Origin of the sequence: Chryseobacterium sp. Leaf394 (genome assembly GCF_001424105.1) — a bacterium.
In the GTDB taxonomy this organism is placed as follows: domain Bacteria; phylum Bacteroidota; class Bacteroidia; order Flavobacteriales; family Weeksellaceae; genus Chryseobacterium.
The window spans coordinates 116122-140213 of record NZ_LMQH01000011.1; the positions used below are offsets into that span (position 1 = coordinate 116122).

General features: G+C 36.6%; 28 protein-coding genes. 17 read left to right on the forward strand and 11 right to left on the reverse strand.

Features of this window, described 5'->3' with window-relative positions; genetic code table 11:
- The first annotated feature begins 59 nt into the window (after positions 1-59).
- From ASG21_RS19860 to ASG21_RS05185, 4 genes are all read left to right on the forward strand, one after another.
- The gene (locus tag ASG21_RS19860; protein WP_157844509.1) at positions 60-200 is read left to right on the forward strand and encodes an immunity 22 family protein; all 141 of its coding nucleotides are present in this window, start codon (positions 60-62) and stop codon (positions 198-200) included.
- A gap of 440 nt (positions 201-640) precedes the next feature.
- On the forward strand, positions 641-1816 hold the full coding sequence (locus tag ASG21_RS05175) for an aspartate aminotransferase family protein (protein ID WP_056076760.1): 1176 nt from the start codon (positions 641-643) through the stop codon (positions 1814-1816).
- 125 nt (positions 1817-1941) lie between these two features.
- Positions 1942-2328: an START-like domain-containing protein gene (locus tag ASG21_RS05180; RefSeq protein ID WP_056076761.1), complete on the forward strand. Its 387-nt coding sequence runs from the start codon at positions 1942-1944 to the stop codon at positions 2326-2328.
- A 72-nt stretch (positions 2329-2400) separates the two neighbouring features.
- Positions 2401-3210 (forward strand): aminotransferase class IV, encoded by an 810-nt coding sequence (locus ASG21_RS05185; RefSeq protein ID WP_056076763.1) that lies wholly within the window; start codon positions 2401-2403, stop codon positions 3208-3210.
- Positions 3211-3288: 78 nt separating this feature from the next.
- Here ASG21_RS05185 and ASG21_RS05190 read toward each other — a convergent pair whose 3' ends face one another.
- Positions 3289-3870, reverse strand: coding sequence for an N-acetylmuramoyl-L-alanine amidase (locus ASG21_RS05190; RefSeq protein WP_056076765.1), 582 nt, complete (start codon positions 3868-3870; stop codon positions 3289-3291).
- A 105-nt stretch (positions 3871-3975) separates the two neighbouring features.
- On the reverse strand, positions 3976-4524 hold the full coding sequence (locus tag ASG21_RS05195) for a YqgE/AlgH family protein (RefSeq protein ID WP_056076767.1): 549 nt from the start codon (positions 4522-4524) through the stop codon (positions 3976-3978).
- A gap of 24 nt (positions 4525-4548) precedes the next feature.
- Between ASG21_RS05195 and pdxH the strand changes: the two genes are divergently transcribed.
- Positions 4549-5190: a pyridoxamine 5'-phosphate oxidase gene (gene pdxH, locus ASG21_RS05200; RefSeq protein WP_056076768.1), complete on the forward strand. Its 642-nt coding sequence runs from the start codon at positions 4549-4551 to the stop codon at positions 5188-5190.
- Between the two features lie 68 nt (positions 5191-5258).
- On the opposite strand, the gene ASG21_RS05205 is transcribed toward pdxH, so the two are convergent.
- On the reverse strand, positions 5259-5555 hold the full coding sequence (locus ASG21_RS05205) for an HU family DNA-binding protein (RefSeq protein WP_056076770.1): 297 nt from the start codon (positions 5553-5555) through the stop codon (positions 5259-5261).
- 398 nt (positions 5556-5953) lie between these two features.
- Here ASG21_RS05205 and panD point away from each other — a divergent pair, with 398 nt between their 5' ends.
- From panD to ASG21_RS05220, 3 genes are read left to right on the forward strand one after another with little or no spacing between them, the layout of a single operon-like run.
- On the forward strand, positions 5954-6304 hold the full coding sequence (gene panD / locus ASG21_RS05210) for an aspartate 1-decarboxylase (RefSeq protein WP_056033595.1): 351 nt from the start codon (positions 5954-5956) through the stop codon (positions 6302-6304).
- Between the two features lie 6 nt (positions 6305-6310).
- Positions 6311-7390, forward strand: a complete 1080-nt coding sequence (locus ASG21_RS05215) for a lysylphosphatidylglycerol synthase transmembrane domain-containing protein (RefSeq protein WP_056076772.1) — start codon at positions 6311-6313, stop codon at positions 7388-7390.
- A gap of 57 nt (positions 7391-7447) precedes the next feature.
- The gene (locus ASG21_RS05220) at positions 7448-8509 is read left to right on the forward strand and encodes a nitronate monooxygenase (RefSeq protein ID WP_056076774.1); all 1062 of its coding nucleotides are present in this window, start codon (positions 7448-7450) and stop codon (positions 8507-8509) included.
- A 56-nt stretch (positions 8510-8565) separates the two neighbouring features.
- Here the strand turns inward: ASG21_RS05220 and ASG21_RS05225 are convergent, their stop codons facing one another.
- From ASG21_RS05225 to ASG21_RS05240, 4 genes are read right to left on the reverse strand one after another with little or no spacing between them, the layout of a single operon-like run.
- Positions 8566-9906: a Mur ligase family protein gene (locus tag ASG21_RS05225; RefSeq protein WP_056076776.1), complete on the reverse strand. Its 1341-nt coding sequence runs from the start codon at positions 9904-9906 to the stop codon at positions 8566-8568.
- A 2-nt stretch (positions 9907-9908) separates the two neighbouring features.
- On the reverse strand, positions 9909-10349 hold the full coding sequence (locus ASG21_RS05230) for a hypothetical protein (protein WP_056076778.1): 441 nt from the start codon (positions 10347-10349) through the stop codon (positions 9909-9911).
- A gap of 12 nt (positions 10350-10361) precedes the next feature.
- On the reverse strand, positions 10362-11162 hold the full coding sequence (locus tag ASG21_RS05235) for a lysophospholipid acyltransferase family protein (protein WP_056076780.1): 801 nt from the start codon (positions 11160-11162) through the stop codon (positions 10362-10364).
- A gap of 26 nt (positions 11163-11188) precedes the next feature.
- Entirely contained in the window at positions 11189-11818 is a 630-nt protein-coding gene (locus ASG21_RS05240) for a CoA pyrophosphatase (protein WP_056076782.1), read from the reverse strand.
- A gap of 230 nt (positions 11819-12048) precedes the next feature.
- Here ASG21_RS05240 and ASG21_RS05245 point away from each other — a divergent pair, with 230 nt between their 5' ends.
- From ASG21_RS05245 to ASG21_RS05270, 6 genes are read left to right on the forward strand one after another with little or no spacing between them, the layout of a single operon-like run.
- Complete coding sequence (locus ASG21_RS05245; RefSeq protein WP_056076784.1) at positions 12049-13152, forward strand: hypothetical protein; 1104 nt, start codon at positions 12049-12051, stop codon at positions 13150-13152.
- A 55-nt stretch (positions 13153-13207) separates the two neighbouring features.
- A complete protein-coding gene (locus ASG21_RS05250; RefSeq protein WP_056076786.1) occupies positions 13208-13615 on the forward strand; it encodes a hypothetical protein in 408 nt (135 codons plus the stop codon).
- A gap of 2 nt (positions 13616-13617) precedes the next feature.
- On the forward strand, positions 13618-14343 hold the full coding sequence (locus tag ASG21_RS05255; protein ID WP_056076788.1) for a CsgE family curli-type amyloid fiber assembly protein: 726 nt from the start codon (positions 13618-13620) through the stop codon (positions 14341-14343).
- Positions 14344-14355: 12 nt separating this feature from the next.
- A complete protein-coding gene (locus tag ASG21_RS05260; RefSeq protein WP_056076789.1) occupies positions 14356-14778 on the forward strand; it encodes a curli assembly protein CsgF in 423 nt (140 codons plus the stop codon).
- A 6-nt stretch (positions 14779-14784) separates the two neighbouring features.
- Positions 14785-16185, forward strand: a complete 1401-nt coding sequence (locus ASG21_RS05265; RefSeq protein WP_056076790.1) for a CsgG/HfaB family protein — start codon at positions 14785-14787, stop codon at positions 16183-16185.
- Entirely contained in the window at positions 16182-17684 is a 1503-nt protein-coding gene (locus ASG21_RS05270) for a carboxypeptidase-like regulatory domain-containing protein (RefSeq protein WP_056076793.1), read from the forward strand. The genes ASG21_RS05265 and ASG21_RS05270 overlap by 4 nt, the downstream gene beginning before the upstream one ends.
- Before the next feature lie 91 nt (positions 17685-17775).
- Here ASG21_RS05270 and ASG21_RS05275 read toward each other — a convergent pair whose 3' ends face one another.
- The 4 genes from ASG21_RS05275 to ASG21_RS05290 all read right to left on the reverse strand — a co-directional run bounded on the left by ASG21_RS05275 (position 17776) and on the right by ASG21_RS05290 (position 21790).
- Positions 17776-18423, reverse strand: coding sequence for a response regulator transcription factor (locus tag ASG21_RS05275; RefSeq protein ID WP_056076794.1), 648 nt, complete (start codon positions 18421-18423; stop codon positions 17776-17778).
- A 436-nt stretch (positions 18424-18859) separates the two neighbouring features.
- Complete coding sequence (locus ASG21_RS05280) at positions 18860-20419, reverse strand: ribonuclease E/G (protein ID WP_056076796.1); 1560 nt, start codon at positions 20417-20419, stop codon at positions 18860-18862.
- Between the two features lie 345 nt (positions 20420-20764).
- Positions 20765-21103 carry an HU family DNA-binding protein gene (locus tag ASG21_RS05285; protein WP_262483851.1) on the reverse strand — a complete coding sequence of 113 codons (339 nt, stop codon included), beginning with the start codon at positions 21101-21103 and terminating at the stop codon, positions 20765-20767.
- A gap of 84 nt (positions 21104-21187) precedes the next feature.
- Positions 21188-21790: a response regulator transcription factor gene (locus ASG21_RS05290; protein WP_228462890.1), complete on the reverse strand. Its 603-nt coding sequence runs from the start codon at positions 21788-21790 to the stop codon at positions 21188-21190.
- A 251-nt stretch (positions 21791-22041) separates the two neighbouring features.
- Here ASG21_RS05290 and tssO (ASG21_RS05295) point away from each other — a divergent pair, with 251 nt between their 5' ends.
- From tssO (ASG21_RS05295) to ASG21_RS05305, 3 genes are read left to right on the forward strand one after another with little or no spacing between them, the layout of a single operon-like run.
- Positions 22042-22572 (forward strand): type VI secretion system TssO, encoded by a 531-nt coding sequence (tssO, locus tag ASG21_RS05295; protein WP_056076801.1) that lies wholly within the window; start codon positions 22042-22044, stop codon positions 22570-22572.
- Positions 22573-22589: 17 nt separating this feature from the next.
- Positions 22590-23111 (forward strand): type VI secretion system TssO, encoded by a 522-nt coding sequence (gene tssO, locus ASG21_RS05300; protein WP_056076803.1) that lies wholly within the window; start codon positions 22590-22592, stop codon positions 23109-23111.
- 31 nt (positions 23112-23142) lie between these two features.
- Positions 23143-24051 carry a PKD domain-containing protein gene (locus tag ASG21_RS05305; protein ID WP_056076805.1) on the forward strand — a complete coding sequence of 303 codons (909 nt, stop codon included), beginning with the start codon at positions 23143-23145 and terminating at the stop codon, positions 24049-24051.
- Positions 24052-24092 lie beyond the last annotated feature (41 nt).

A 24092-nucleotide genomic window follows, 5' to 3' on the forward strand; every position in this document is an offset into this window, starting at 1 on the left:
AAGAGTAGCAGTATTGGAGCGCAGTTTTGCTAAAGGAAATTTTTGCTAAATAAATGAACATGGAAAAAGAAAATATTGTATCAATTTGGGTAGGGAGTTTCGAGAATGAAGAAAAATTTCATTATTATATTAAGGAAATCTATGATGAGGAGGGAGATTCAAGTTCTAAATTTATGGAGGATTTCAATATTGATTTATAGATAACCAATTTCAAGAGTCAGCTTTTTTTATTGAAAAAATAGAGTTAGATAAGCTAAATAATGCCTCATATTACAATAGTTTTTCAGGTAAACTTTCCGAAATGGACTTTAAAGACGATAATTCAATTATTCTACTGTATGATTTTGAATCTGAAAAAAAAATTGTTTTCAAAGACAATGTTAGATTTTTAGGAAGTTTTCAGTATAAAAAAAATAACACATAGTTTTATTCTTATGGCAAACGGTACGAGCGAGATGTTCTTACCATCACATGCGTCACGTTTGTGTCCGCACTATTTTAACTAATTTCTAAAATTTCCGCACTCCTCGCTCTCCGAATTTTCTCTATTTCGTAGCTTTAGTTTATAAAGACCATTTTCATTAAAACAGTTTTTCAACTCATTCTTATTATCTTTGCCAAATCATTTTTAAAGGAAATCATGCAAAAGGAATTTTTTAAATATCAGGCACAGACGACGCAGTTTGCCGCAGGTTTTGAAGTTGAAAAAGCAGTGGGAAGTTACATTTACGGAACTGACGGCAGAAAATATCTTGATTTTGTTGCCGGAGTTTCTGCCAATACTTTAGGGCATTCGCATCAGAAAATTGTTGATGCTATTAAAGAGCAGGCAGAAAAATACCTTCACGTCATGGTTTATGGAGAATATGCTCAGGAAAAACCTGTTGCATTGTGTCAGCTTCTGGCAGAATCTGTTCCCGATCCTCTGGAAGTTACTTATTTGGTGAACAGTGGTGCAGAAGCCATTGACGGAGCTTTAAAATTAGCCAAAAGATATACCGGAAGAGAAGAAATCATTTCCATGAAAGACGCTTACCACGGCAATACCCACGGTGCACTTTCTGTAGCGGGCAACGAATATCATAAGAGAGAATTCAGACCATTGCTGCCAATGGTGAACTTTATTGAGTTTAATAATGAAGCAGATTTTCCAAAGATTACTGAGAAAACGGCGTGCGTTATTGCCGAAACCATTCAGGGAGCAGCAGGTTTTCTGATGCCTTCGGAGAACTATTTCAGAAATCTTAAAAAACGATGCGAAGAAGTGGGAGCTCTTTTAATTTTAGATGAAATTCAGCCTGGCTTTGGCAGAACAGGAAAACTGTTTGCCTTCGAACATTACGGAATTGTTCCCGATATTCTCGTGATGGGAAAAGGCATGGGCGGGGGCGTTCCTGTAGGTGCATTTATGAGTTCAAAAGAAATGATGGAAACACTGTCTCATTCCCCGAAATTGGGTCACATTACCACATTCGGTGGAAATCCTCTGATTGCAGCTTCAAGCCATGCCACTTTACAGGAAGTTCTGGACAGTGGTTTGATGAATGAAACAGATGCCAAAGAAAAACTTTTCAGGGAACTATTAATTCATCCTAAAATTAAAAACATCAACGGTAAAGGCCTGATGCTCGCTGTAAATTTAGGCTCACCCGATTTCACCATCCACATCGCCAAAAAGTGTATGGAAAAAGGACTGATTGTTTTCTGGCAGCTGTACCGTAACGAATACATGAGAATTTCCCCTCCACTGACTATTTCTGAGGACGAAATCCGGGAAGGGTGTGCTGTGATTCTGGAAGCTTTAAATGAAAATTAACCGTTAATAAAAGCTTTGCAAAGTCTTATGACAAAAATCATAAACCTTTTATAAAAAAGTAACCTCTGTTTTGTTAAATAAAAAAATTAATTTATATATTGCGACACGATTAAAACAGAGAATATATGGCGAAAAATAAAGTCCATTATGAGTTTCCAATGCACTGTCTGTCAGAGATTTTATACGAATATCTGGCTACAGCAGAGGGTTTGTCAGAATGGTTTGCGGAGGATGTTGTAGAGAAAGGAGACGATTTCTTTTTCAGCTGGGGCGGTGGTCCTGCTGAAAAGGCTACACTGATCAGATATAAGCCTGAAGGTTTCGTGCGTTTCAGATGGGAGGAAGATGAGGGAACCAAAAATTTCTTTGAAATGACGATTACAATCGATGATATTACAGAAGATCTCGCTCTGAATATTACAGATTTCTGTGAAGATGGAGATGAAGAAGAGAACGCTTTGTACTGGGAAAATCTGATCGAAAATCTAAGAATAAAATTAGGCGCTGCTTAAGAATAAAATATCAATGGATAAAACTGATGAACGATTTATCGTTCATTATTTTTTTAGCTAAATTCAGAAAAATTGAAAAATTATATTTTTACTTCCGGTGCGGTGGAAGAGGCCAACAGAGCTTTTACTTTGGGTGATGCCGTAAAAGTTTCTTTTTTTATCAGAAACGCTCAACTGATCATGGATGAAGAATGCTATTTCTTTTTAATGGCTTCTATGCGGAAAATGCGTCTTAATATTCCGTTGAGTTATACTCTGGAGTTTTTTCAGAATCTGTTTAATACTGAAATTATTCAGGGAAAGTCGGTAGAAAATGGAATTATCAACTTCCTGGCTTACAGAAATACTGACGGAATCACGCTTTCCAAATCAACGGTATCCTACTTTTTTGAAGTGACAGAGGTTGCGGATGTTCTTGATATTCATGAAAGAAATCTGGAGTTGGATCTGATCAAGGAAATCAATGTCAACACCAATCTGTTAAGCAATATCAGAGTACATTCTCCAGAAAATATTTACGGAAGCATTTATGCCGAAGAAAATGATCTGGATGATGTGATATTCCTGAATCCAAATAAGAGAATTGCACGGACTGCTTTAGGCAATCTTCTTTTTTTAGAAGAAAACACCATAAAAATTCCAAAACATACAGAAGGAGCGTACATTTCGCCCTTGCTCGAAAACTTTGTGACTTTTTTAGATAAGAAAAAACTGGTTACGATTCAGGAGAGTGAAATGATCGCCTTTGAATCTCAAAAAGCTGAAGAAATCCTCCTGATTTCCGATGAAAAGGGAATTTTCTCTGTAGGAAAGATCCGGAATAAAACTTTTACCAACACAAGATTTACAGCTCTTGTGCAGGAATGGAAAGAAAGTTTCTGAAATTGACAAACCCGGTAAACAACGTTTCAAGTCCTTTACCGGGTTTTTTTCTGAGCTGGTCAGATTTGTATTTTTAATCTATAATTCGCTGAAAATCTTTTCAAACTTAGCTGCAACATCTTTCTGACCTTCTGCGCTGGTCAGATATTTTCTGTCTTTTGTACTGTTGATGAAGCCCAGCTCCACTAATACTGCAGGAGAATTTGATTCCCTTAAGATATGAAGATTTTTTTCTTCAATTCTACATTCGCCAAGATTTTTTGAGATAATTTTTGCTAATTTTTTTGAACCTTCCGAAGACTGGGTATAAATCTCAGGTCCCTGTTTGTCAGACTCAGGTTTTGGGCTGCTGTTGACATGAAGAGAAATCACAGCAACAGGATTCATGCTGTTAATGATCTCGGTACGTATGCTCAATGGAGAATTTGTGTCTGAATCTCTTGTTAAAACAATTTCGTATTCAGAATCGTTACTGTTGTGACTTTTAATCTCTCGGGCAATATTCATTACAATTTCTTTCTCTGTGAAACCGCTGTGCTGAGCTCCGAAATCATCACCTCCATGACCGGCATCGATCACGATTATTTTTTTGTTTAAAGGGGTAAAAGATAAAAAAGATGCTGCAAAAAGTGCACAGCCAAAAAGTTTAAGTGTTTTCATTCTGGTAAGAATTTATTTATCCAAATAACGTGAAATCTTTCTTAAAACTGCGTTAAAGGTTACTTAAAAATTTGTTAATATATGAATTTCAGCTTTTTAAGGTCTTTAATTCATTGAAATATCTTCAGGTGAATTGGCCCAAAGGAGAAATTCACCGCCAAGGTTTTGCATGATCGATTTCCACAACGTCTGGTCGTTTGGAAGCGTGTAATCCAGATTATAAACATCCACTACCGTCCAGACTTTACGGGAAATCTCATCTTCCAGCTGCCCTGCCATCCATCCGGAATATCCAGAAAATATTTTCAGATCGTTTACATGCACCTGGTTGGTCATTACGGCTGCGATTACTTTTTCCACATCTTCTGTGAGGTAAAAATCAGGTGTGATTTCGGAGTAATTTTCTGTAATTTTTTCACCTTTAATAATGAAGAAAACCTTGTCATTCTCTACAGGTCCACCATCATAGACATCAATTTTAAATTCAAAAAGGCTTTTGAATCTGGTGCTTATTTTGGTGTTTTTCTTATTGAGTATAAGCCCAAAACTTCCACTCTCATCATGGTCAATTATGAGCACTACAGACCGGGAAAAAATATCGCCCGATATATCAGGTGTAGAGATTAATATTTTACCTTTGTAAGAGTAATTCATACTCAAATGTAATAAAAATTCTTTATGGAAAATCTGCACGACAGGAGAAAAATTTACGAAAAATTACAACTTATTGAAAATGAGATTAAACAAAATCCTTTCGAGCAGTTCAGAGACTGGTTTTTGGAGGCTTCAGAGAATCCTGCGGTATCAGAATCCAACGCAATGGCTGTTTCAACGGTCGAGGAGGACGGTTGCCCGCGCACTAGAATGGTACTTTTGAAATCTTACAGTCACGAAGGATTCGTATTTTATACCAATTACGACAGCAGAAAAGGAAAATCTATAGAAAAAACGCATCAGGCATGCCTTCATTTTTTCTGGCCTTCACTGGAAAGGCAGATTATTATTAAAGCCAATCTGGAAAGAATAACTGAAAATCTGAGTGACGGCTATTTCCATTCCAGGCCTAAGGGAAGTCAGCTCGGGGCTGTGGTGTCTCCTCAAAGTGAAAAGATTCCGAACCGTGAATATCTTGAGGAAAAATTAAAATCGCTTGAAGAAGAATATGAAAATAAAGAAATCCCGAGACCTGAAAACTGGGGCGGTTATGTTGCCAAGCCATATGAAATTGAATTCTGGCAGGGAAGACCCAACCGTCTGCACGACCGTATTATTTACAGTTTGGGAGATTTGGATTGGGAAATTTCACGTCTGGCTCCTTAAATTTCACGTCTTTGGACATAAAAAAAACCTCATCAGCCGATGAGGTTTAGTTTTTTATAACCGTATGATTATTTCTTCTTTTTCTTATCACCTGCAACAGCAGTAGCAAGCTCAGCACCTGCTTTAAATTTAGCTACTTTCTTAGCAGCGATTTTGATTGGCATCTTAGTAGCAGGGTTAATACCTTGTCTTGCAGCTCTTTCAGCTACAGAGAAAGTACCGAATCCTACTAAAGAGATTTTTCCGTCTTTCTGCTGTAAAGTAGAAGTTACGTTAGACATAAAAGATTCTAAAGCAGCTTTTGCTGCAACTTTAGTAATTCCTGCATCCTTTGCAATTGCGTCGATTAATTCAGACTTGTTCATAATTTGTAATATTAAAAGTTAGTTTGTTATAAAGGCAAATTTAGCATAATTTTCATATTGTGCAAATTTTTTGATAAAAGTTATTGAAATTTTCATAAAACTTTACAAATCATTAAAATCTGTGAATTTGAAAACCTGCGAAAAATACGCATTTACAGTGGCTAAAATTGTGCCAAATGCCCTAAACATAATGTTTTACGATTATTAATCAGTTTTATTTTAATTTTATTAAATCCTAAATTTGCATAATTCGTTAATGAATATCAAAATATGATTGAAAATCTGCTAAAATAACCTAATTATCAATTGAAAATTATTAATTGTGATATACATGAAATTAAGCTGTTTGTAAGATTTTAATCAGCTGCATTTTGGAAAATTATTAATAAATTTGTGCCATGTTTATAGAAGTTTTCAAATCTAAAATTCACAGGGTAAGAGTTACGGCTTCAGACCTTAATTATATCGGAAGTATTACCATCGATGAAGATCTTATAGATGCTGCAGGATTGGTAGTGGGAGAGCGGGTTTACATCGTGAATGTGAACAACGGTGAACGTTTTGACACCTACGTGATCAAAGGTAAAAGAAAATCCGGAGAAGTTTGTCTGAATGGCCCGGCTGCCCGAAAAGTGCAGCGTGACGACATCATTATTATTATTGCTTATGCACAGATGAGCCCTGAAGAAGCGAGAGATTTTCAGCCGAAAATTGTTTTTCCGGACGAGAAAACAAATCTTCTTACCTAAAATGTAATGGACGAGAAGAAAAAAGATCCCGTAAAAAGTTTTTTAACGATCCTTATTTCCCTTGCTTTTGCTGCGTTTTTTTTATGGTACGCCACAAAAGGACTTGATTTTAAGGTTATTCAAAAATCCCTGTCGAAAGCCAATTATTGGTGGGTAGCATTTGCAGGTGTTTTCGGACTGCTTGCGTATTGGTTCCGTGCTGTCCGGTGGAATCTGCTGCTGGAACCGATGGGGCATAAAATTTCCAGTTCGAACGCTTTGTGGAGTATTTCATTTGGTTATCTCATGAATCTTACCATTCCGAGAAGCGGTGAGGTCGCCCGTGCTACTGCTTTGTACGGCGTTGAAAATGTTCCGGTAAGCAAATCTGTGGGAACAATTATTTTGGAAAGAGTAATTGATCTTGTCTGCATGATGGGTTTTTTGGTTCTGACGGTGATTTTTAAATTTGATGCAATTATTTCTTTTTATAATTACGTCACTGCTAAAAAAGAAACTTCGACAGAAAAACATGTTCCCACCGGTTTTGAAGAGTTTTTAATGAAGATTGGAATTCAGGATTTTGCATTCTTTTATATGGCTGTCAAAATTTTTGTTGCTGTTCTTATTGTGTCTCTTGTTGTCTATCTGATAAAATTTAAAAAAGCACAGCTCATCAATTTTGCAAAAGGAATCTGGGAAGGCATTGCTTCCATATCCAAACTGGAGAAGAAAGGTAAATTTATCTTTTATACGCTTGCCATTTGGGTTTCCTATTATTTTGCGGCATATTTAGTTTGCTTTGCACTTCCCGAAACTTCAGATTTTACTTTTGCTGATGGTTTTTTCATCATCGTTGTCGGTACCTTGGGAATGATCGTTCCGGCAAGTGGTGGCATCGGAGCTTTTAATCTCGCTATGAAATACGGTTTTATGACACTTTTTCTTGCTATGGGCAAAAATGGTGATGCGGGTGGCGAATTGGGAATTACTTACTCGTTTATTTCTCTACCACTTCAGTTGTTCTTAATGCTGATCATGGGCGGACTATCTATTGTGATGCTTGCAAAAGAACGTAACCGTGTTGTGGAATCTTCACAAAATTAATCTTAAATAAAAGTCGGTCTGGCTTAAAATTTTTAATTTTACTGAAACCGATTTTTTATGCATTTAAAAAACGACCTCAGTAGAAAACTGCGTGTTCAGTTTCCCATAATTCAGGCGCCGATGTTTGGAGTAAGTACTCCGAAAATGGTGGCTGCTGCGAATAATTCAGGATGCCTCGGTTCTTTGGCTTTGGCAGATTTACCGGCTGAGAAATCATCGGAACAGATTCATAAAACGAAAAAACTGACGAACAGAGATTTTGCTGTCAATATTTTTCTTCACAAAATTCCGGAAATTACTGAAAAACTTAAAAGTGATTTTTCTGAAACCAAAAATTTCCTTGAAGATCTTGCGCTGCGGAATAAAATTCATGTCGATCTGCCGGACTTTGAGGATATAAAAATCAACAGTTATCATGAACAGATCGACGCTGTTATAGCTGAAAAATGTAAAATTTTAAGTTTCACCTTTGGAAATCCTGATGCCGAAAGTATTCTTAAATTAAAAAACAATGACGTTCTGCTGATCGGGACATGTACCTCCGTTGAAGAAGCTGTACAACTCGAAAATTCAGGAATCGACATCATTTGTGTTCAGGGATGGGAAGCGGGCGGTCACCGGGGAAGTTTTACTGACGAAAATATTCCGCAGATTGGCGGATTATCTTTGCTTTCACAGGTTTTTGATTCCGTGAAAGTTCCTTTGATTTACGCTGGTGGAATTTACAATGCTCAGACTTTAAAAGCTGCAAAAGATCTTGGTGCCAGCGGATTTCAAATTGGAAGTATGCTTTTGGCTTCTAAAGAAAGTGCTTTACAGGATTTTGAAAAACAGCGTTTGTTTAAGGTAAAAGAAAACGAAATTATCTTAACCAAATCTTTTTCCGGAAGGTTTGCAAGAGGCATTCAAAATACATTTACAAAGACGCTGGATGAATCATCTTATATTTTGCCGTATCCTTATCAAAATAAACTGACAGGAGTTTTGAGAACAGCTGCAAAAGAAGCTAAAAATGCTGAATTTGTTAATCTCTGGCTTGGACAATCCATTCAAAATTACAGTGAAGATTCTACTGAGGTTATTTTGAAAAATTTCATTAAAAACTGCGAATCTTTATAACAAAAAAATCCTTTTCTGAATTTGAAAAGGATTTAATCTTTGTATTTAAAAAAAAATTATTTACTTAAATCTAAGCCGCCGAAATTTCCTGAACTCATCATTAGAAATACGCCGTCTGTCTTGTCTAAAGTGCTCCAGTATTCATGAAGATCTTCGGCATTGGTGAATACTTTTAAGTTTTCATTTTTAAACTTTTCCCTGATCAGATCAGGTGAAATGGCTTCCATTCTTTTGATTTTCAGAGCGTCTTCAGAATAGAAAACGACAGATTCTTCCGGTCCGTCCATCGCATGGTCGTACTGCTCTAAAAATACAGGATTTAAGCTTGAATAGGTATGCAGCTCGAGAAACGCATGTTTCTTTTTATTTTTGAACTGCTCACAGAATGCCTTCACTGCGGCCTTCACTTTGCTGGGTGCGTGGGCAAAATCTTTATAAAGCGTTCCGCCATCGTTTCTCTCTATTTTTTCAAGACGTTTTGAGGCACCTTTGAAACTCATTATCGCTTCATAAAATTCTTCATCCATAATCCCTAAAGTGTGACAGATATGTCTTGCGCCTTCAAGATTCAGTAAATTGTGAGCTCCGAAAACAGAAAGCGGTACATCACCCATCAATTCGGTCTTCAGAAGAACATTACCGTTGCTGATTTCATATTCCGGAGTTCTGTATGGCATTTTTCTGAAATAATTTTCAGCACTTTCAACCACTTTTACAACTTCAGGATCTTCTTCATTGTACACCAAAACTCCTCCAGGTGTAATACTCGCCACGAACTTTCGGAACTGATCAATATAATCATCAAAAGTTTTAAAAACATTGATATGATCCCATGCAATACCACTCAACAAAGCAATATTTGGCTGATACAGTAAAAATTTTGAACGTAAATCGATAGGAGAGGAAAGATATTCGTCACCTTCCAAAACCATGAAATCGTTATCCTCCGTGAGCTTGACCATACAGTCGAAACCTTCAAGCTGAGCACCGACCATGTAATCCACATCTTTCTGATGAAAATTGAGAACATGAAGAATCATTGATGTAATCGTGGTTTTCCCGTGAGATCCTGCAATTACGACTCTTGTTTTGTTTTTTGACTGTTCGTACAGAAATTCGGGGTACGAATATATTTTTAAACCTAACTCCTTTGCTTTTGCCAGTTCGGGATTGTCGTTATGGGCGTGCATTCCCAGAATTACAGCATCGATATCTGAATGTATTCTGTCTGCAAACCAACCAAGTTCCTCTGGTAAAATGCCTTTGTTTTCAAGTCTTGATCTTGAAGGCTCAAAAATGGCATCATCTGAACCGGTTACCTGATATCCTTTGTCTTTAAGAGCGATCGCTAGATTATGCATCGCACTTCCTCCAATGGCAATGAAATGGGTTTTCAAAATTATTTTGTGTTATTTACGTTGTTGTCGATGATTTTCTGGAAAACTTCTACAATATTTTCCCACTTTTTCTGGTCAACTGCCATGATCAGGCTTGCGTCTGATTTGCTTCCGGCGTTGTCTCCTTTTTTTATGGTCACCGTTACCGAAGCTCTGTCGTAGATTTTTTTGCGGTCTTCCATGATTTTTCTGAACTGATTGTCTGCAAGAACTTTTTCTACATTCTGCAGATCTGCATCAGAAAGTTTGAATCTTTTTTTTGCTTTTTTTTCGTTTGAATCAAGAGAGTAATAAACCTTATTTCCTTTAATGAGAAGGTTTTCATACATTGGAGCATAACCTCCGGTTTTAGAATAGCTGTAGTCAAATTCTGAAAACGCTTTCTGCGTATTGCAAGAGATCAGGAAGGTTATGATAAGAAAAAATGCGGTAAATTTTTTCATTTGTTTTTAGTTTTAAGAATTTTTTTCCTGTGATTTTTTAGCTTTAAGCTCTTCGTCATAGGTATGAAGTATATTAAAATCTTCAGTTTGCTCAATAGCGGTCATGATTTTGAGAAGAATATCGTGAGAATTTTCTTTGTCATAATCAATATCAAGTGGCGGTTTAAATTCCATGGTTGGTTTTACTCCGGTTACCTTTACGCGGAGTCCTTTTTTATCAAACGCTCTTCTGAAGCCATTTATTTTAATTGGAATTACAATCGGTCTCTGGTTTTTTACCAGTTTGGCAGTTCCACGTCTTCCCTGTGCGAAAGCAGCGGTGGTACCTTGAGGAAATGTCGCTACCCAGCCATTTTGCAGGGCTTTCATAATATTGTCTACCTCGGTAAGGTCTACCATCCGGTTTACATTTTTTCCCTCAGCTCTCCAGGTTCTTTTTACGGTAACAGCTCCGGCAACTTTGAAAATTTTAGGTAAAATTCCTTTATTCATCGTTTCTTCGGCAGCTACATAATAGAAATCGATTTTAGGATTAAGAAGATAAATGGGGTTTTTGATACTGTTAAGATAGCCATTGTTCACTGCACAGAATGCATGATACATAGCAGCCACATCAGCAAAATACGTCTGATGGTTGGATACAAAAAGTACATTGGAATCCGGAAGATCCACCAAATGCTCGGTTCCGGTGATTTTCAGTTTATTAAAGCCGTTGAACCGTCTGTAAGAAACGATACCGAGTATAATAATAATCATCCTTTTCAAAAAGTAAGGAGTTCCGAATGCATCGGTAAATATATTTTTTTTGGCCATGCTTCAGTAAAAACGATTGTGCAAAGTTACATTTTTTTCAGCAATTGGCTGAATTCACTGAGGATCATCGCAGTTGCTCCCCAAATGATGTATCCGTTAAAATTAATTACCGGAACTTCTTTTCCTCCGGCAGATTCGAGAGACATCATCTCGGGTGTATCCGGTAAATTTAAAAAAGAGGTAATAGGGAATTCTATAACTTCCACAGCTTCACTTTCCTCAAGGATAAATTCAGGATTTCTTTTGGAGTAGGAGATGAAAGGATAGACATAAAAATTACTTGGAGGAATGTAGATGGGTGACATTTCACGAATGATTCTTACGTAAGGTTTTTCGAGACCGATTTCTTCGGAAGTTTCGCGGATGGCTGTATCGGCAAAATCTCTGTCGAGTTCTTCTCTTTTTCCTCCGGGGAGAGATATCTGTCCGCTGTGCCGGTCTCTTTTATTTTCTGTGCGCTGAATCAGCGGAAAATACCATTCATCATTTTTCAGATAAATAACAATATTGACAGCAGCAAATTTTGGATTTTTCTCTAAAACCTGCTCATAGGTAAATACAGGGCGTGAAGGAGGCGAAAAAATACCATGAGCAAATTCGCCACTGAGCTTTGCCTGTTTAATTTTATTTAAAAGGTCTTTTCCGAAACTTTTCATAGGGTAAAAATAATAATATAAGATAGAAAATCCGGAAAAATGTTTTTCAAATAACGTACCGTATTTCTACGGTAAAAAATATAACGGTTTTCCATGACTGTGATGTAACCAAAACCTTTAGATAAAGTAACTGAATCCGTGATTTTTAAAATTTACCGTTTAGACATGATTTTTTGCATTTTGTAGAAAAGTAGATTTGTAGAAGTTTAAAACCATAAAAATTAAAAAAAATGAAAAAATTAGTAACCGGTGCATTTGCACTATTAGCAGTGAGCATGACGTATGCTCAATCGAATGAAAACACAAACACGCAGAGTGCGGGAGGTAACACATTAAATGTTGTACAAGGAGGAAGCTTTAACAAGAATACTTATACGCAAAGTACGAATAACATTGGTGATGTGAAGCAAACAGGAGCTTCAAACACGAATATTACACAGCAAAGCGGTTCTGGCAACGATGCTAAAACAGTTCAGGGAGATGGATCTAGTGTTACAGCATGGGCATCTAATTCTAAAGTTACTCAAACTCAAGGTGGAAATGCAAACATAACTAAAGCTACACAAAACTGGGCAGGTAACGCTGAAATTATGCAAATTCAGTCTGGATCTGATAACGTATTGACTGCTACACAGCACAATAGAATTGGAATTGGGTCGAAAGTTAATCAAAGTCAGACAGGTACTGTAAACACTGCTACTGCAACACAGAAGGGAATGAACACGTTCGCTGGTAATGCTATGACTGGTCAATTGATTGATCAAGTACAAGATGGATATAAAAATACGGCTACAGGTATGCAAGAAAGTAGCGGAGTTGCTGCAACATACAACAAAATAGACCAAAAACAAGATGGTAACTTAAACATTGTTAGCGCCAATCAGAAAGGAAATATGAATACCTCTATCCAAAAACAAGATGGAGATTCAAATAAAGCCGAAATTGCACAGGCTGGAAACAATCACTGGACTGAGCATACTCAGGACAATGTAAATGGAAGTTTAATTAGCGGTAAACAAAATTACGGTAGCGGAAGCAGACAGTTTGCTACTCAGAAAAACGGAGCTGGTAACGAGATTAAAATCAATCAGTTTGCAGATGCCAACTATGCGAAATTGGATCAAACTGGATCAAATCATACTATTGGCGGTACGCAACAAGGAACAGGAAACAACGATCTTAGAATTGCTCAGGATGGTATTGGAAACAAAGCCACTGCAATGCAAGATGGATATAATAATTTCAGTAATGTTTCACAAACCGGTGCAACACAAACACACTGGGGTTCACAGCAAGGTAGTGGAAATTCTATTGTAGTAACACAATCTAACTAGAGTTTCTTCAAATGTATAGGAGAGCAATCTCCTATACATTATACTATTTTTTGAAATGAAAAAACTGGCTTACATATCAATACTGCTTTTTTTCTGTACTTTCTTAAAGGCACAGAAAAATATATCATTCGAAGAGTTGAACTCCCAGAATGTACTGCAGCTGTTTGGAAGTGCCAATTCAACTGTGAATGCGACAACAGGCTTCAACTCCAATGTTGTGCAGATTGGGAATAACAATGAAGTTCAGATTTATGATCTTAATCCGAAAAAGGTTTCTATTAGCCAAATCGGGAATGAGAACAAAACCGTTTTCATTAATACTTCCAATAAACCCAGTACGGCAACCATTAACTCTGTAGGCAACAAAAACTACGTGGATATGGTGGGCAGCAACAGCATCTCAGAGAAAATGAAAATCAATATCCAGGACAGTAACATGATTATTTTTATCAGAAATTATTAATAATGAAAATTAAATTTCTATGGATAATCTCAATACTTTTTTACTGTAATTTTTTCTCACAAACAAAACCTGAGAAAGGCCTCCAGGCCAAAATAATTACAGAAAGCGCAGACGGTCTTTACAATATTATTGCTACAGCAGAAAATCAATCAGATTTCCATTACCCAATAAATTATATTCTGCTATCAATAAAAAAAGGAGCCTCAGGCAACACTTCTACCAATAAACAGGAAGGCAAATTTGTCATAAAACCAAAAGAAACTTTAAAACTTTCTGAGGTGAAAACCAATCTCGACAGACGCGATGTTCTCAAGGTTTTTCTTTTTATCAAAGACGAAGAAAGCGATAAGGTGATTTCTAAAGACAGTTTAGAGATACGGCCTGAAAAAATTGCTCAAAACAGTACAAAAGCAATATCTGAAAACGATATCGAGCTCTCTGGGCTTACCATAGACGATACCCGAAGCAGAAACGGCAAATACTATTACGATCAGTTTTACATGAAGTATCTGCAGACCGATGAGAAATTTCCCGGAACTGTAAAAATCATTGAGATCCCAGGATTAGGACAAAGTACCAGAATTTCTGTACTGTACAATGAGCAGGAGATTTATCTATTCAACACATCTCCGGATGAAGAGGCGATGAATCAGGAAGCTCAGACTACTTTAGAGATTCTCAAAGAAATGATTCTTCCAAAGAATGAATTGTTAAGAAGTTCAACCTAAAAACTTTAAAAAATGAAACTCTTTTATACTACTACAATATTATTTCTAACAGCGTTTGGCTTTACCCTAAAAGCACAACAGCTGGTTTACAAACCCATAAATCCCGCTTTTGGCGGCGATACATTCAATTACCAATGGCTTCTGAGTTCGGCAGCTGCACAGAACCAGTTTGATAACAATTCAGGTTCTTCGTCATTTTCTTCCAATTCAAATTCACTTTCAAATTTTACAGACAGTTTAAACAGACAGCTTTTAAGTCAGCTTTCAACAAAACTTTTTGGCAATCAGTTTGGTGAGGGCGAACTGAAACCGGGGACTTATGTTTTCGGGTCAATGTATCTGGAAGTAACGCAGGCCAACGGTGGACTTTTAATTAAAATTCTCAACACCGGAACAGGCGAGCAGTCTGAAATTATAATTCCGGGACAAAACTAATATACCATGAACAAGACATATAAATATCCAAAATTTTGGGTAGCATTACCTGTGTTTTTTCTGGTACTGGTAGGTTGCAATTCGTTACTGAATTATCCTTCTCACAGCGAAAAATCTACATTAGGAGAAACAACCAACTTTACTTCAAAAATTAAAAACCTTCCTATGCCTAATGATAAAGTGGTAGTGGGAGTTTATAAATTCCGTGATCAGACAGGTCAGTACAAAGCTGCTGATAACGGAGCCAACTGGAGTACAGCTATTCCGCAGGGAACAACAACCATTCTCATCAAAGCTCTGGAAGACAGCCGTTGGTTCAGACCCATTGAAAGAGAAAATATCGGAAATCTTTTAAATGAAAGACAAATCATCAGGTCTACCAGAAAAGAATACATGCCCAACCAGATCAATGAATCAGGAAATCTTCCGCCACTTCTGTATGCTGGAATTATCCTTGAAGGAGGTGTAATTTCTTACGACACCAACGTGGTTACAGGTGGTTTGGGAGCAAGATACTTCGGTATTGGGGCGTCTACCAATTACCGTCAGGACAGAATTACGGTATATCTTCGCGCGGTTTCCACTCAAACCGGAGAAATTCTTAAAACGGTTTATACATCAAAGACCATCCTTTCTACCGCCATCAGCGGAAGTTTTTTCCGGTATGTGGATACGGAAAGATTAATGGAAGCTGAGGTAGGAATCACTCAAAACGAACCTGTACATCTTGCTGTAACAGAAGCCATTGAAAAAGCAGTTTACGGTCTGATCGTAGAAGGCGTGAGAGACAATATCTGGGGAAGTACAGTTCAGGATCCGAATAAATTTACCAAACTGATTACTGATTATAATGCTGAGCAGACCGACAACGACATGAATGTTTTAGGTAAAAAACTGGCAGACAATCAGCGTGCAAAAATTTCGATGTACGGATTAGCAGAAGGAACCCAGATTCGCGGTGACTATGTAAATCCTAAGATGCATCCAGGTATAAAAGGAGGCTTGAAATATTTCATAAGCGACCATTTTAATATTGACGGAAACGCAAGCTATTTCATTTTTGAAAACAAAAATATTTTCTGGCGACGCGCAATTGCGCTTGATGCGAATGTAGAATATATGGTTCTGCCGAAAAGTAAATTTACACCTTACGTCTTTGGTGGTGTAGGCTCCGTATTTTACAGTGATAAAAATTATTTTAAATCTCAGTTTGGCGGAGGTCTGGAATATCTCATCAACAGGACTTTTGCCTTGCGTTTAAACGCACAGTATGATCTTGGCTTCAATGACGACTGGGATTTTAAAGTACAGGGTACTAGAAAAGATCAAAGCGTAAGAATTGGTTTGGGATTAAATGTTTATCTCAACCGAAAATCTGCAAAACCTTTAAAAACAACAAACCCATGAAAAACATACTTAAATATATTTTGGTGCTGATGCTCGGTTTTATGGTGAGCTGCAGCGAAGACCTTATAGGTGAAAACACAACGGGAAGTATTAAAGGAACTGTGGTGAAAAAGGGAACCAACACCCCTATTGCCAATGTGAAAATTTCCACAAGCCCTTCCACAACGACTGTTTTTACGGGTACAGACGGAAGTTTTACCATTACCGATGCTCCTGTAGGAGATTATTCTGTGAAAGCTGAGTACAGTGGCTATGTTGCTAATTATCAGGGAATTAATCTGAAAAATGACGGACAGACCGTTACTGTGGTTTTTGAGATGTCTGATGACTCAAGTTTAAATTCTTCACCATCAATTCCGGTTTTGGTGAGTCCGGCAGATAATTCTGTCGAGCAGCCATTGTCACTCAATTTATCGTGGACAGCAACCGATCCTGAAAATGACAGCCTGAAATTTGATTTAATTTTAAAAAATGCCAATAATACTGTTGTTCAGAATATTAACGGAATTAAAACCAAAAACTACAACGTTACCAATCTCCAGTACAACAACACATATTTCTGGCAGGTTGCAGTTTCAGACGGCGTTAATGCTAAAGTTTTCAGTGAGACAAGGCAGTTTAAGACTGTTGTAACACCTACGAACAGATTTCATTATGTGAAAAAAGACAGCAACGGAAATTACTACATTGTTTCTGCGAATGAAACCAATGTGAATTTTAACCTGACCACAAGCTCACAAAATTCTTTCAGACCACGACTGAATAATGATGCCAATAAAGTGGCATTTCTGAGGAATGTTGGCGGAAATTTTCAAATTTTCACTTCGAAAAGGGATGGTTCAGATATGATGCAGGTAACAACTCTTCCGGCAACAGGTTTCAGCAATGCAGAAATTGATTTCTCCTGGAACAAAGTAGGAAGTCAGCTGATTTACGCTAATTTTGATAAACTGTACAGAATCAATTCAGACGGAACCGGGCTTACTCAGATTTATGCTACTTCAGACGGAAGTCTAATCTCTGAATGCGACTGGAGCTATGACGGAAGCAGAATCGCCCTGAAAACCAATAATCTCAGCGGTTACGGTGTGAAAATATTTATCATTGATATGTCAGGAACAGTTACTAAAAGCGTTCTGAGCGGCGTAAACGGTGGGGCAGGAGGTCTGAACTTCTCAGCAGACAGCAAGAAACTTCTGTATACACGCGATGTGGCGGGATTTGAAAACATTCAGTACAGACAGCTGGATTCCAGAATTTTTATTTATGATCTGGATAACAATACGCAGCAGGATATTTCTGCCATGAGCCAAAAGACCAATGGTACCAACGACCTTGACCCACGATTTTCTCCGAATGATGCAGACGTGATCCTTGTAAATACTTCCAACGATAATGTTTCTGCGAAAAATGTGATAAAAATTACACTCACGGCCACCAACGGAAATTACCCGCGGGCAGTTTTGTTTACCAATGCAGAAATGCCGGATTGGGAGTAGAAAGAGATACTTTTTTATACTTTTAAAAAGAAAGTCAAAACCGGGATGGTTTTGACTTTCTTAATTTTTGATAATGAAAAAAGTGATGTCCTTATTCAATAATATTATTTTCAAGTGCGTATTTTACGATGCCCACCGAATTTCTTACATTCAGTTTAGTTAAAATCTTTTTCCTGTGTGTTTCTACGGTATTGATGCTTATGAAAAGCTTTACAGAAATATCTTTGCTGCTGAGACCTTCGCAGATGAGTTTTAAGATTTCAGTTTCCCTTTTGGTAAGTGAATCTTTGACCTGAACAGCTTCAAAATTTCTGCCGTTGCTTACGAAACTGATCATCTTTTCCTTGGCTTGGCTGCAAAGAAAAATTTCTCCGGAGGAAAGAGCCTGCAGACAGTCTGTAAACTCGTCAAAACTGCTCCTTTTATCCAAATATGCAGTAATACCTTTGTTAAAAAGTTTGCGGATAGAAGTCACGTCATAATCGTTGCCGATAATAATAATTTTCAGGTTGGGATTATTCCGTTTCATTTCTTCAGCAGTCTGATAGATTTCAGAAAGCATCATCATATTTGAGCTGAACATCAGCAGATCAAACCCACCAGTTTTCAGATATTCCTGAAGGTTCACCGGGCAGCTGCATACCTGAATCTGTTCAATAAACTGTGTTTGAGAGAGAAGTTTAGAAAGACCTTCTGCGTAGATTGCAGGCTGATCAAAAATAATTAAATTTGATTTCATCTAGGTGTGCGTTAGAAGTTTTTAAAAGTAATAAAAATTATTTAATTATCAAATATTTGCTAAATATTTTATAGAAAAATAACCTTTTTGGGGGATTTTTTAAAATTTAAACAGTCATAATAATTAAAATATTTTTCACTAACTTATCGATGTAAAGGGCTCTCACTACCATCTGGAGATCCAGCTTATTATCAAAACTATGATTACTTGAAATGATAAATTATTACACTGCTGGGAGTGAAAAAATTTAAATTTTAATTATATTATTGCGTTCACTATATATTTTTCATTTAAAACTTTCACAAAATATATCCCTCAAACCGGATCTGAGATATTTTCGTGATTTTTTTTAAACAATTTTACCTTTATTAATTTGTGAATTTTTTCAAAATAAAACATGAAAAAACCCCTGTCGAAACAGAGGTTTGAATTTTGCTTAGTTGGTATAACTTGCGAGCTCTTCCTTTTTAGAATTGTAAACCTTATATTCAAGGTATTTAAAAGAGTCTCTTGGGATAATAGTTACCCATTTTTTGTATTTGATGAACCATTTCATCTGTATACTTTTAATTCCTTTCGTGAGGTAAGCCTCAACAAATGGATGTACGTGAAGGAAAAGTTTTCCTTTTTCTTTCTGTAAAATCGTTCTGAGAGTGTCGCCCATTTTCTCAACGATTACGATTGGTGCAACGATTTCGCCGTCTTTATTCGGGTTTTCTTCGCTGGTTTCAATTTGTTTTTCGGGGCGGTTTCTCTGTCTTGTAATCTGGATGAGTCCAAATTTACTTGGAGGAAGAATTTTGTGGCGGGCTTTGTCCCTGCTCATTTCATTACGGAAATGCTCGTACAGATCTTTTCTGTGCTCGGGATTCGTCATATCGATAAAATCGACAACGATGATGCCTCCCATGTCACGCAGTCTCAGCTGTCTTGCAATTTCTGTGGCAGCCATCTTATTTACATTCAGAGCGTGCTCGCGGTTGGCAGTGCTTCCCAGGCTGATGTTGTTTCCGGAATTTACGTCTACTACGTGTAGTGCTTCTGTATGTTCAATAACGAGATATGCACCTTTCGAGCTTGGGATATTTACGTGTTTCCCGAAGCTCTGTTTCATCTGCTTCTCTACATTATAGTATTCTAAAAGCGGGATGTGTGAACCGTGATACTGCACAATGTTTTTACGTTCCGGAGCAATCACTTCAAGGTAAGCTTTCATTTCTGAAACCATCTGCTCGTCATCACAGATGATGTTCACAAAATCCTGATTGAAGTTATCTCTCAGAATCGATGAAGCTTTGTCGTCTTCGCTGAGTATTTTTGAAGGTACTTTGTTTTTCTGAATATTTTTAAAAGTGCTTTCCCATTTCTGAACCAGCTGATTCATGTCGTTGTGCAGGTCGGCTACTTTTTTTCCTTCAGCTACAGTACGGATGATCACACCGAAACCTTCAGGTTTAATGCTGTCGATAAGTGTTTTCAGACGGTCTTTTTCTTCCGTAGTACGAATTTTCTTGGAAACAGAAATTTTGTTGTCGAAAGGGATAAGTACCAAAAAACGTCCTGTAAGCGATACCTGCGTAGAAATTCGCGGTCCTTTTGTAGAAATTGGCTCTTTGGTAATCTGCAGAATTACGATGTCGTCTTTTGCGAGTACCTTATCTACGATTCCGTTTTTGTCGATTTCCGGTTGTAATTCAAAATTCTTCAGGCTTGAAGAGCTTTGTTTTTTTGAAATACTGTCTTTCAGGAATTTTTTGTAAGTGAGAAACTGTGGCCCAAGATCCTGGTAATGCAGAAATGCATCTTTTTCGTAACCGATATTTACAAATGCTGCATTGAGATTCGGAGCCAGTTTTTTTACTTTTCCGATGAACAGGTCGCCTACTACAAAGTCATTTTTGTCTTCTTCCTCATGAAGTTCGCAGAGTTTTCCGTCTTCCAGCAATGCAATTTTTGTGAAATCGTCTTCATGCGAAACTAGCAGTTCTGTCTTCATTTTGTTGTAAGATAATTTTTTTAGATTGAGGAAATTCGTTGTATCATCATAATTTTTAAAAATACTGATATTCCTGATATATTTTCAGAAAATCTTTATAGAGATTTGTCAAAATTCCTCCGAATCACACTTTGTATAAATAAAAATATAGTTAGTGATCATTAAATAATTAAAAAACACCAACTATATTATTATATTATAAAATCTCAGTTGAGATTATTTCTTCTTATGTCTGTTCGCTCTTCTTCTTTTCTTTCTCTTGTGTGTAGCAACCTTGTGTCTCTTTCTTTTCTTTCCGCTTGGCATAATTTTAATTTTTTAATAACTAGTTAATATTCTTTTAATTTATTTCACTGCAACTTTAGTTTTCACTTTCTCCACAAAAGATTTTGATGGCTTGAAAGCAGGAATATTGTGTGCAGGTATTTCAATTGCAGTGTTCTTAGAGATGTTTCTTCCCGTTTTTGCTGCTCTGGTTTTAACGATGAATGATCCAAAACCTCTTAAGTAAACATTATCACCATTGTACATAGAAGTTCTGATTTCTTGCATAAACGCCTCTACAACTTTCTGTGTTTCATTCTTTTCTGTTCCCAATTTATTTGAGATGGTGTTTACCAATTCTGCCTTTGTCATTTCCTGTGTAATTTTAAATTTTAGGTGTGCAAATTTAGTTAAAAAAATTGAATATTAGCAAATTAGTAAAAAATATTTTTAGTTTTTGGAGATGAATATCAGGTGAAGTGAGTGTGAAATAATCTTTAAATATTACATGCTGCTGTTGTAATATCCGTTCTCTACGCAGAATCGGATGAGGTGTAATTTCGTTTTAAGCCCCAGTTTTTCGGTGAGTCTGTTGATGTAGGTGTCAATTGTACGGGTGCTGAGGTTCAGCTGTTCACCAATTTCTTTGTTGCTGAAGCCTTCATAGCAGAATTTCATCAGCTGTATTTCTGCTGGTGAAAGCTCATCCTGACTGTTTTTCTGCCTTGTCATGTACTCTTGAACAGACAAAGGTTGCTGCTTCCACTGTTCGGTATATTTGATGTAGTCGAAACTATCTGCCTTGGTCATTCCTTTGATGATATCTCTGATGATAAGGCTGTTTTTCTGACAGTAATAAACATTTGGAATTTCAGACAGAATCTCAGCAATATCTTCCTGATATATTCCCGAATAAGTGATAATCGGCGTTTCTGTATTGTTTTTCCGGATAATTTTAATGGCTTCCAGGCCACTCAGAACGGGCATGAAAAGTTCAATGACGAATACGTCTTCCTGACGTCGGTAAATCCTGTTGATAAGTTCGTGACCATTGTTGCAGTCGTTCAGTAACATGTAAAACGGATTGTCTAACAGTGATTTTATCATTATTTTTTTGAAATAATAATCACTGTCCGCAATAGAAAACCGAACGGTGCTGTTGATAATTTTATTCATTTAATGTTTGTGAGGTTTGGTGCGTACAAATTAAGAAAATTCTCCGAAATGTGTAAAAAAAACTTTATTAAAAACATTTAAACAGATGATTCATCCATAAATACAATAATTAATACTGTTTTTTTTTGTGAGTATGATTTTTTTTTATAATTTTCAGCTACCAAAAAAACCAAACACATAATATGTCTGTTTATAATGATAAAAAATTAAACAGAAGTGACGTTCGCACAGGGATCTGGCGATTTGTTACTTCATTCATTGTTCTCTCTGCTGTTTCTTTCACAGCAGTCTACTTCTTTTTCAAAAGTTATGATACGCAACGCGCCGGTATTGCCAAAGAAGTAGGGAAATATGAAGAGCTTCTCAATAAAAACCTCCTGCTTAAAATTTCTTTAGACAGTATTCAGTACAATATGTCTCTGCTGGGATCAAACCAGGTGGAAAACGATTTTTATCTTCGTGAATCTGTTATGCGAAAAATGCGTGAAGCAAAAGCAATAATAGGCGAAGACAGCGCAACAAATTTCAAACACTACAATGTTCTTTTAAAAAAAGTGGATAATATGCTTTTGCTTAAAAACCAGATAATTACGGCCAATACCGATGAGCAGTCTATTCTCAGACTTTTAAATAACTGTCAGAATAAAGACCAGCAGATTCTTGGTGCTTTAAGAAAAGATCCTTCACGAGTTTTTTCAGGACGAAGACGTTAATTTTTTAAAATTACACTATGCAGGCTCACATTACATTATCAAAACAGGAAAAACGCTATCAGTTTTTATACTTAATTTTAATGCTTCTTCTGGCGCTCATACTCCTGGGTATTATTTTTTTAAATAATTTCAGATCACCTTTTTCTGAAACAGATATGCTGAAGGTGCAGACTTTAGAGCAGAAAAATAAATTTGATATTCAGCAGAAAATCACGCAGCCCATTGTAGACAGTACTTTTGCAAAAATAGCTTCCCTTTCAGAAGAAAATCCAGATCCGGTGAAAGAAAGTCAGATTGACTATGATATCAGCACCATTAAAAATTCTTTTGAAAACGCAAGTATTAATGATGACAGGAAAGTAGGATATCCTGTGATTGCTGAATTCTACAAGATGTTTCTTGAAGACAAAAAGTGGCTTGCCAAGAAAAAAGAAAATGTGATAAAATATGAGAAAGAGTATGAAGAGTGTACTATTGGTTTTCAGAAAAATAAAGATCAGCTCATAGACCGCAGAAATTCTTACAACAATCGCAAATAATCAAACACAAACTATATTATAAAAATTTATTATGAACTATTTTCAGAAAAACAGAACAAACATTATTATCGGTGTTATTGCTACATTGCTTGTAGCGGCACTGATTGCATTGTGGTTCCAAAAGAAGACGATAAATTCTGCTGATGATATTGTTGCAGAAGTATATCCTAAAACGGTGAATGTAAAAGATAGTTTGTTCTTTGTAGACAAAACCGCTTTCGCAAAAACAAAAAGATGGGATTTTGGTGACGGAAGTACTTCAGACAAGTCTAAAGGAGTACATTTTTACAGTAAACCGGGCTATTATCAGGTTACATTAGTTATTGACAATAAATATTCTAAAAACTACGGAATTTTAGTTTCTCAGCAGCAAACCGTCAAAAATGACAGTATTACTCCGTTTACAAGAATCGACGCAGTCTCACAGGCGCGGCAGTTTGAAAATGTACAGTTTAAAGCGGTTTCAGATGCAAAACAGTTTACCTGGAGATTTGGGCAGACAGGAAATATCGATTCAAAAGACAAACTCGCATATTTTACTTATTCAAAACCTGGAAATTATGTTGTAACACTTTCCACGGATGAAAATACAGCCCCAATCCAGCATGCTATTACAATTTTACCTGCTTATGATCAACTGGATGATGCAGAACTGAAAATTGAAGATAATTATCAAAAGATGGATAACGATTTTAAATACCGTCTTCAGCAGATTGCCAACGGAAACAGTTTTAATCTGAATTATAATTATTTGCTGAATAAATATTTATGCAATAACGAGAATACCACAGTGAGTGTTAACGAAAGTAAAATCAACAATTTTTATCTGTACTGCGCCGGTCTGCAGTTTGACAAAAACAATGTGATTCAAACTGTAAAACTTAATTTTGATGATGCACAAAACTGTGTTACTAAAGTAGAAATCAACCAATCCAAATAATAAAAAGTAAAACTGCTTCGGTTTTGCTCCAAACATAAAGA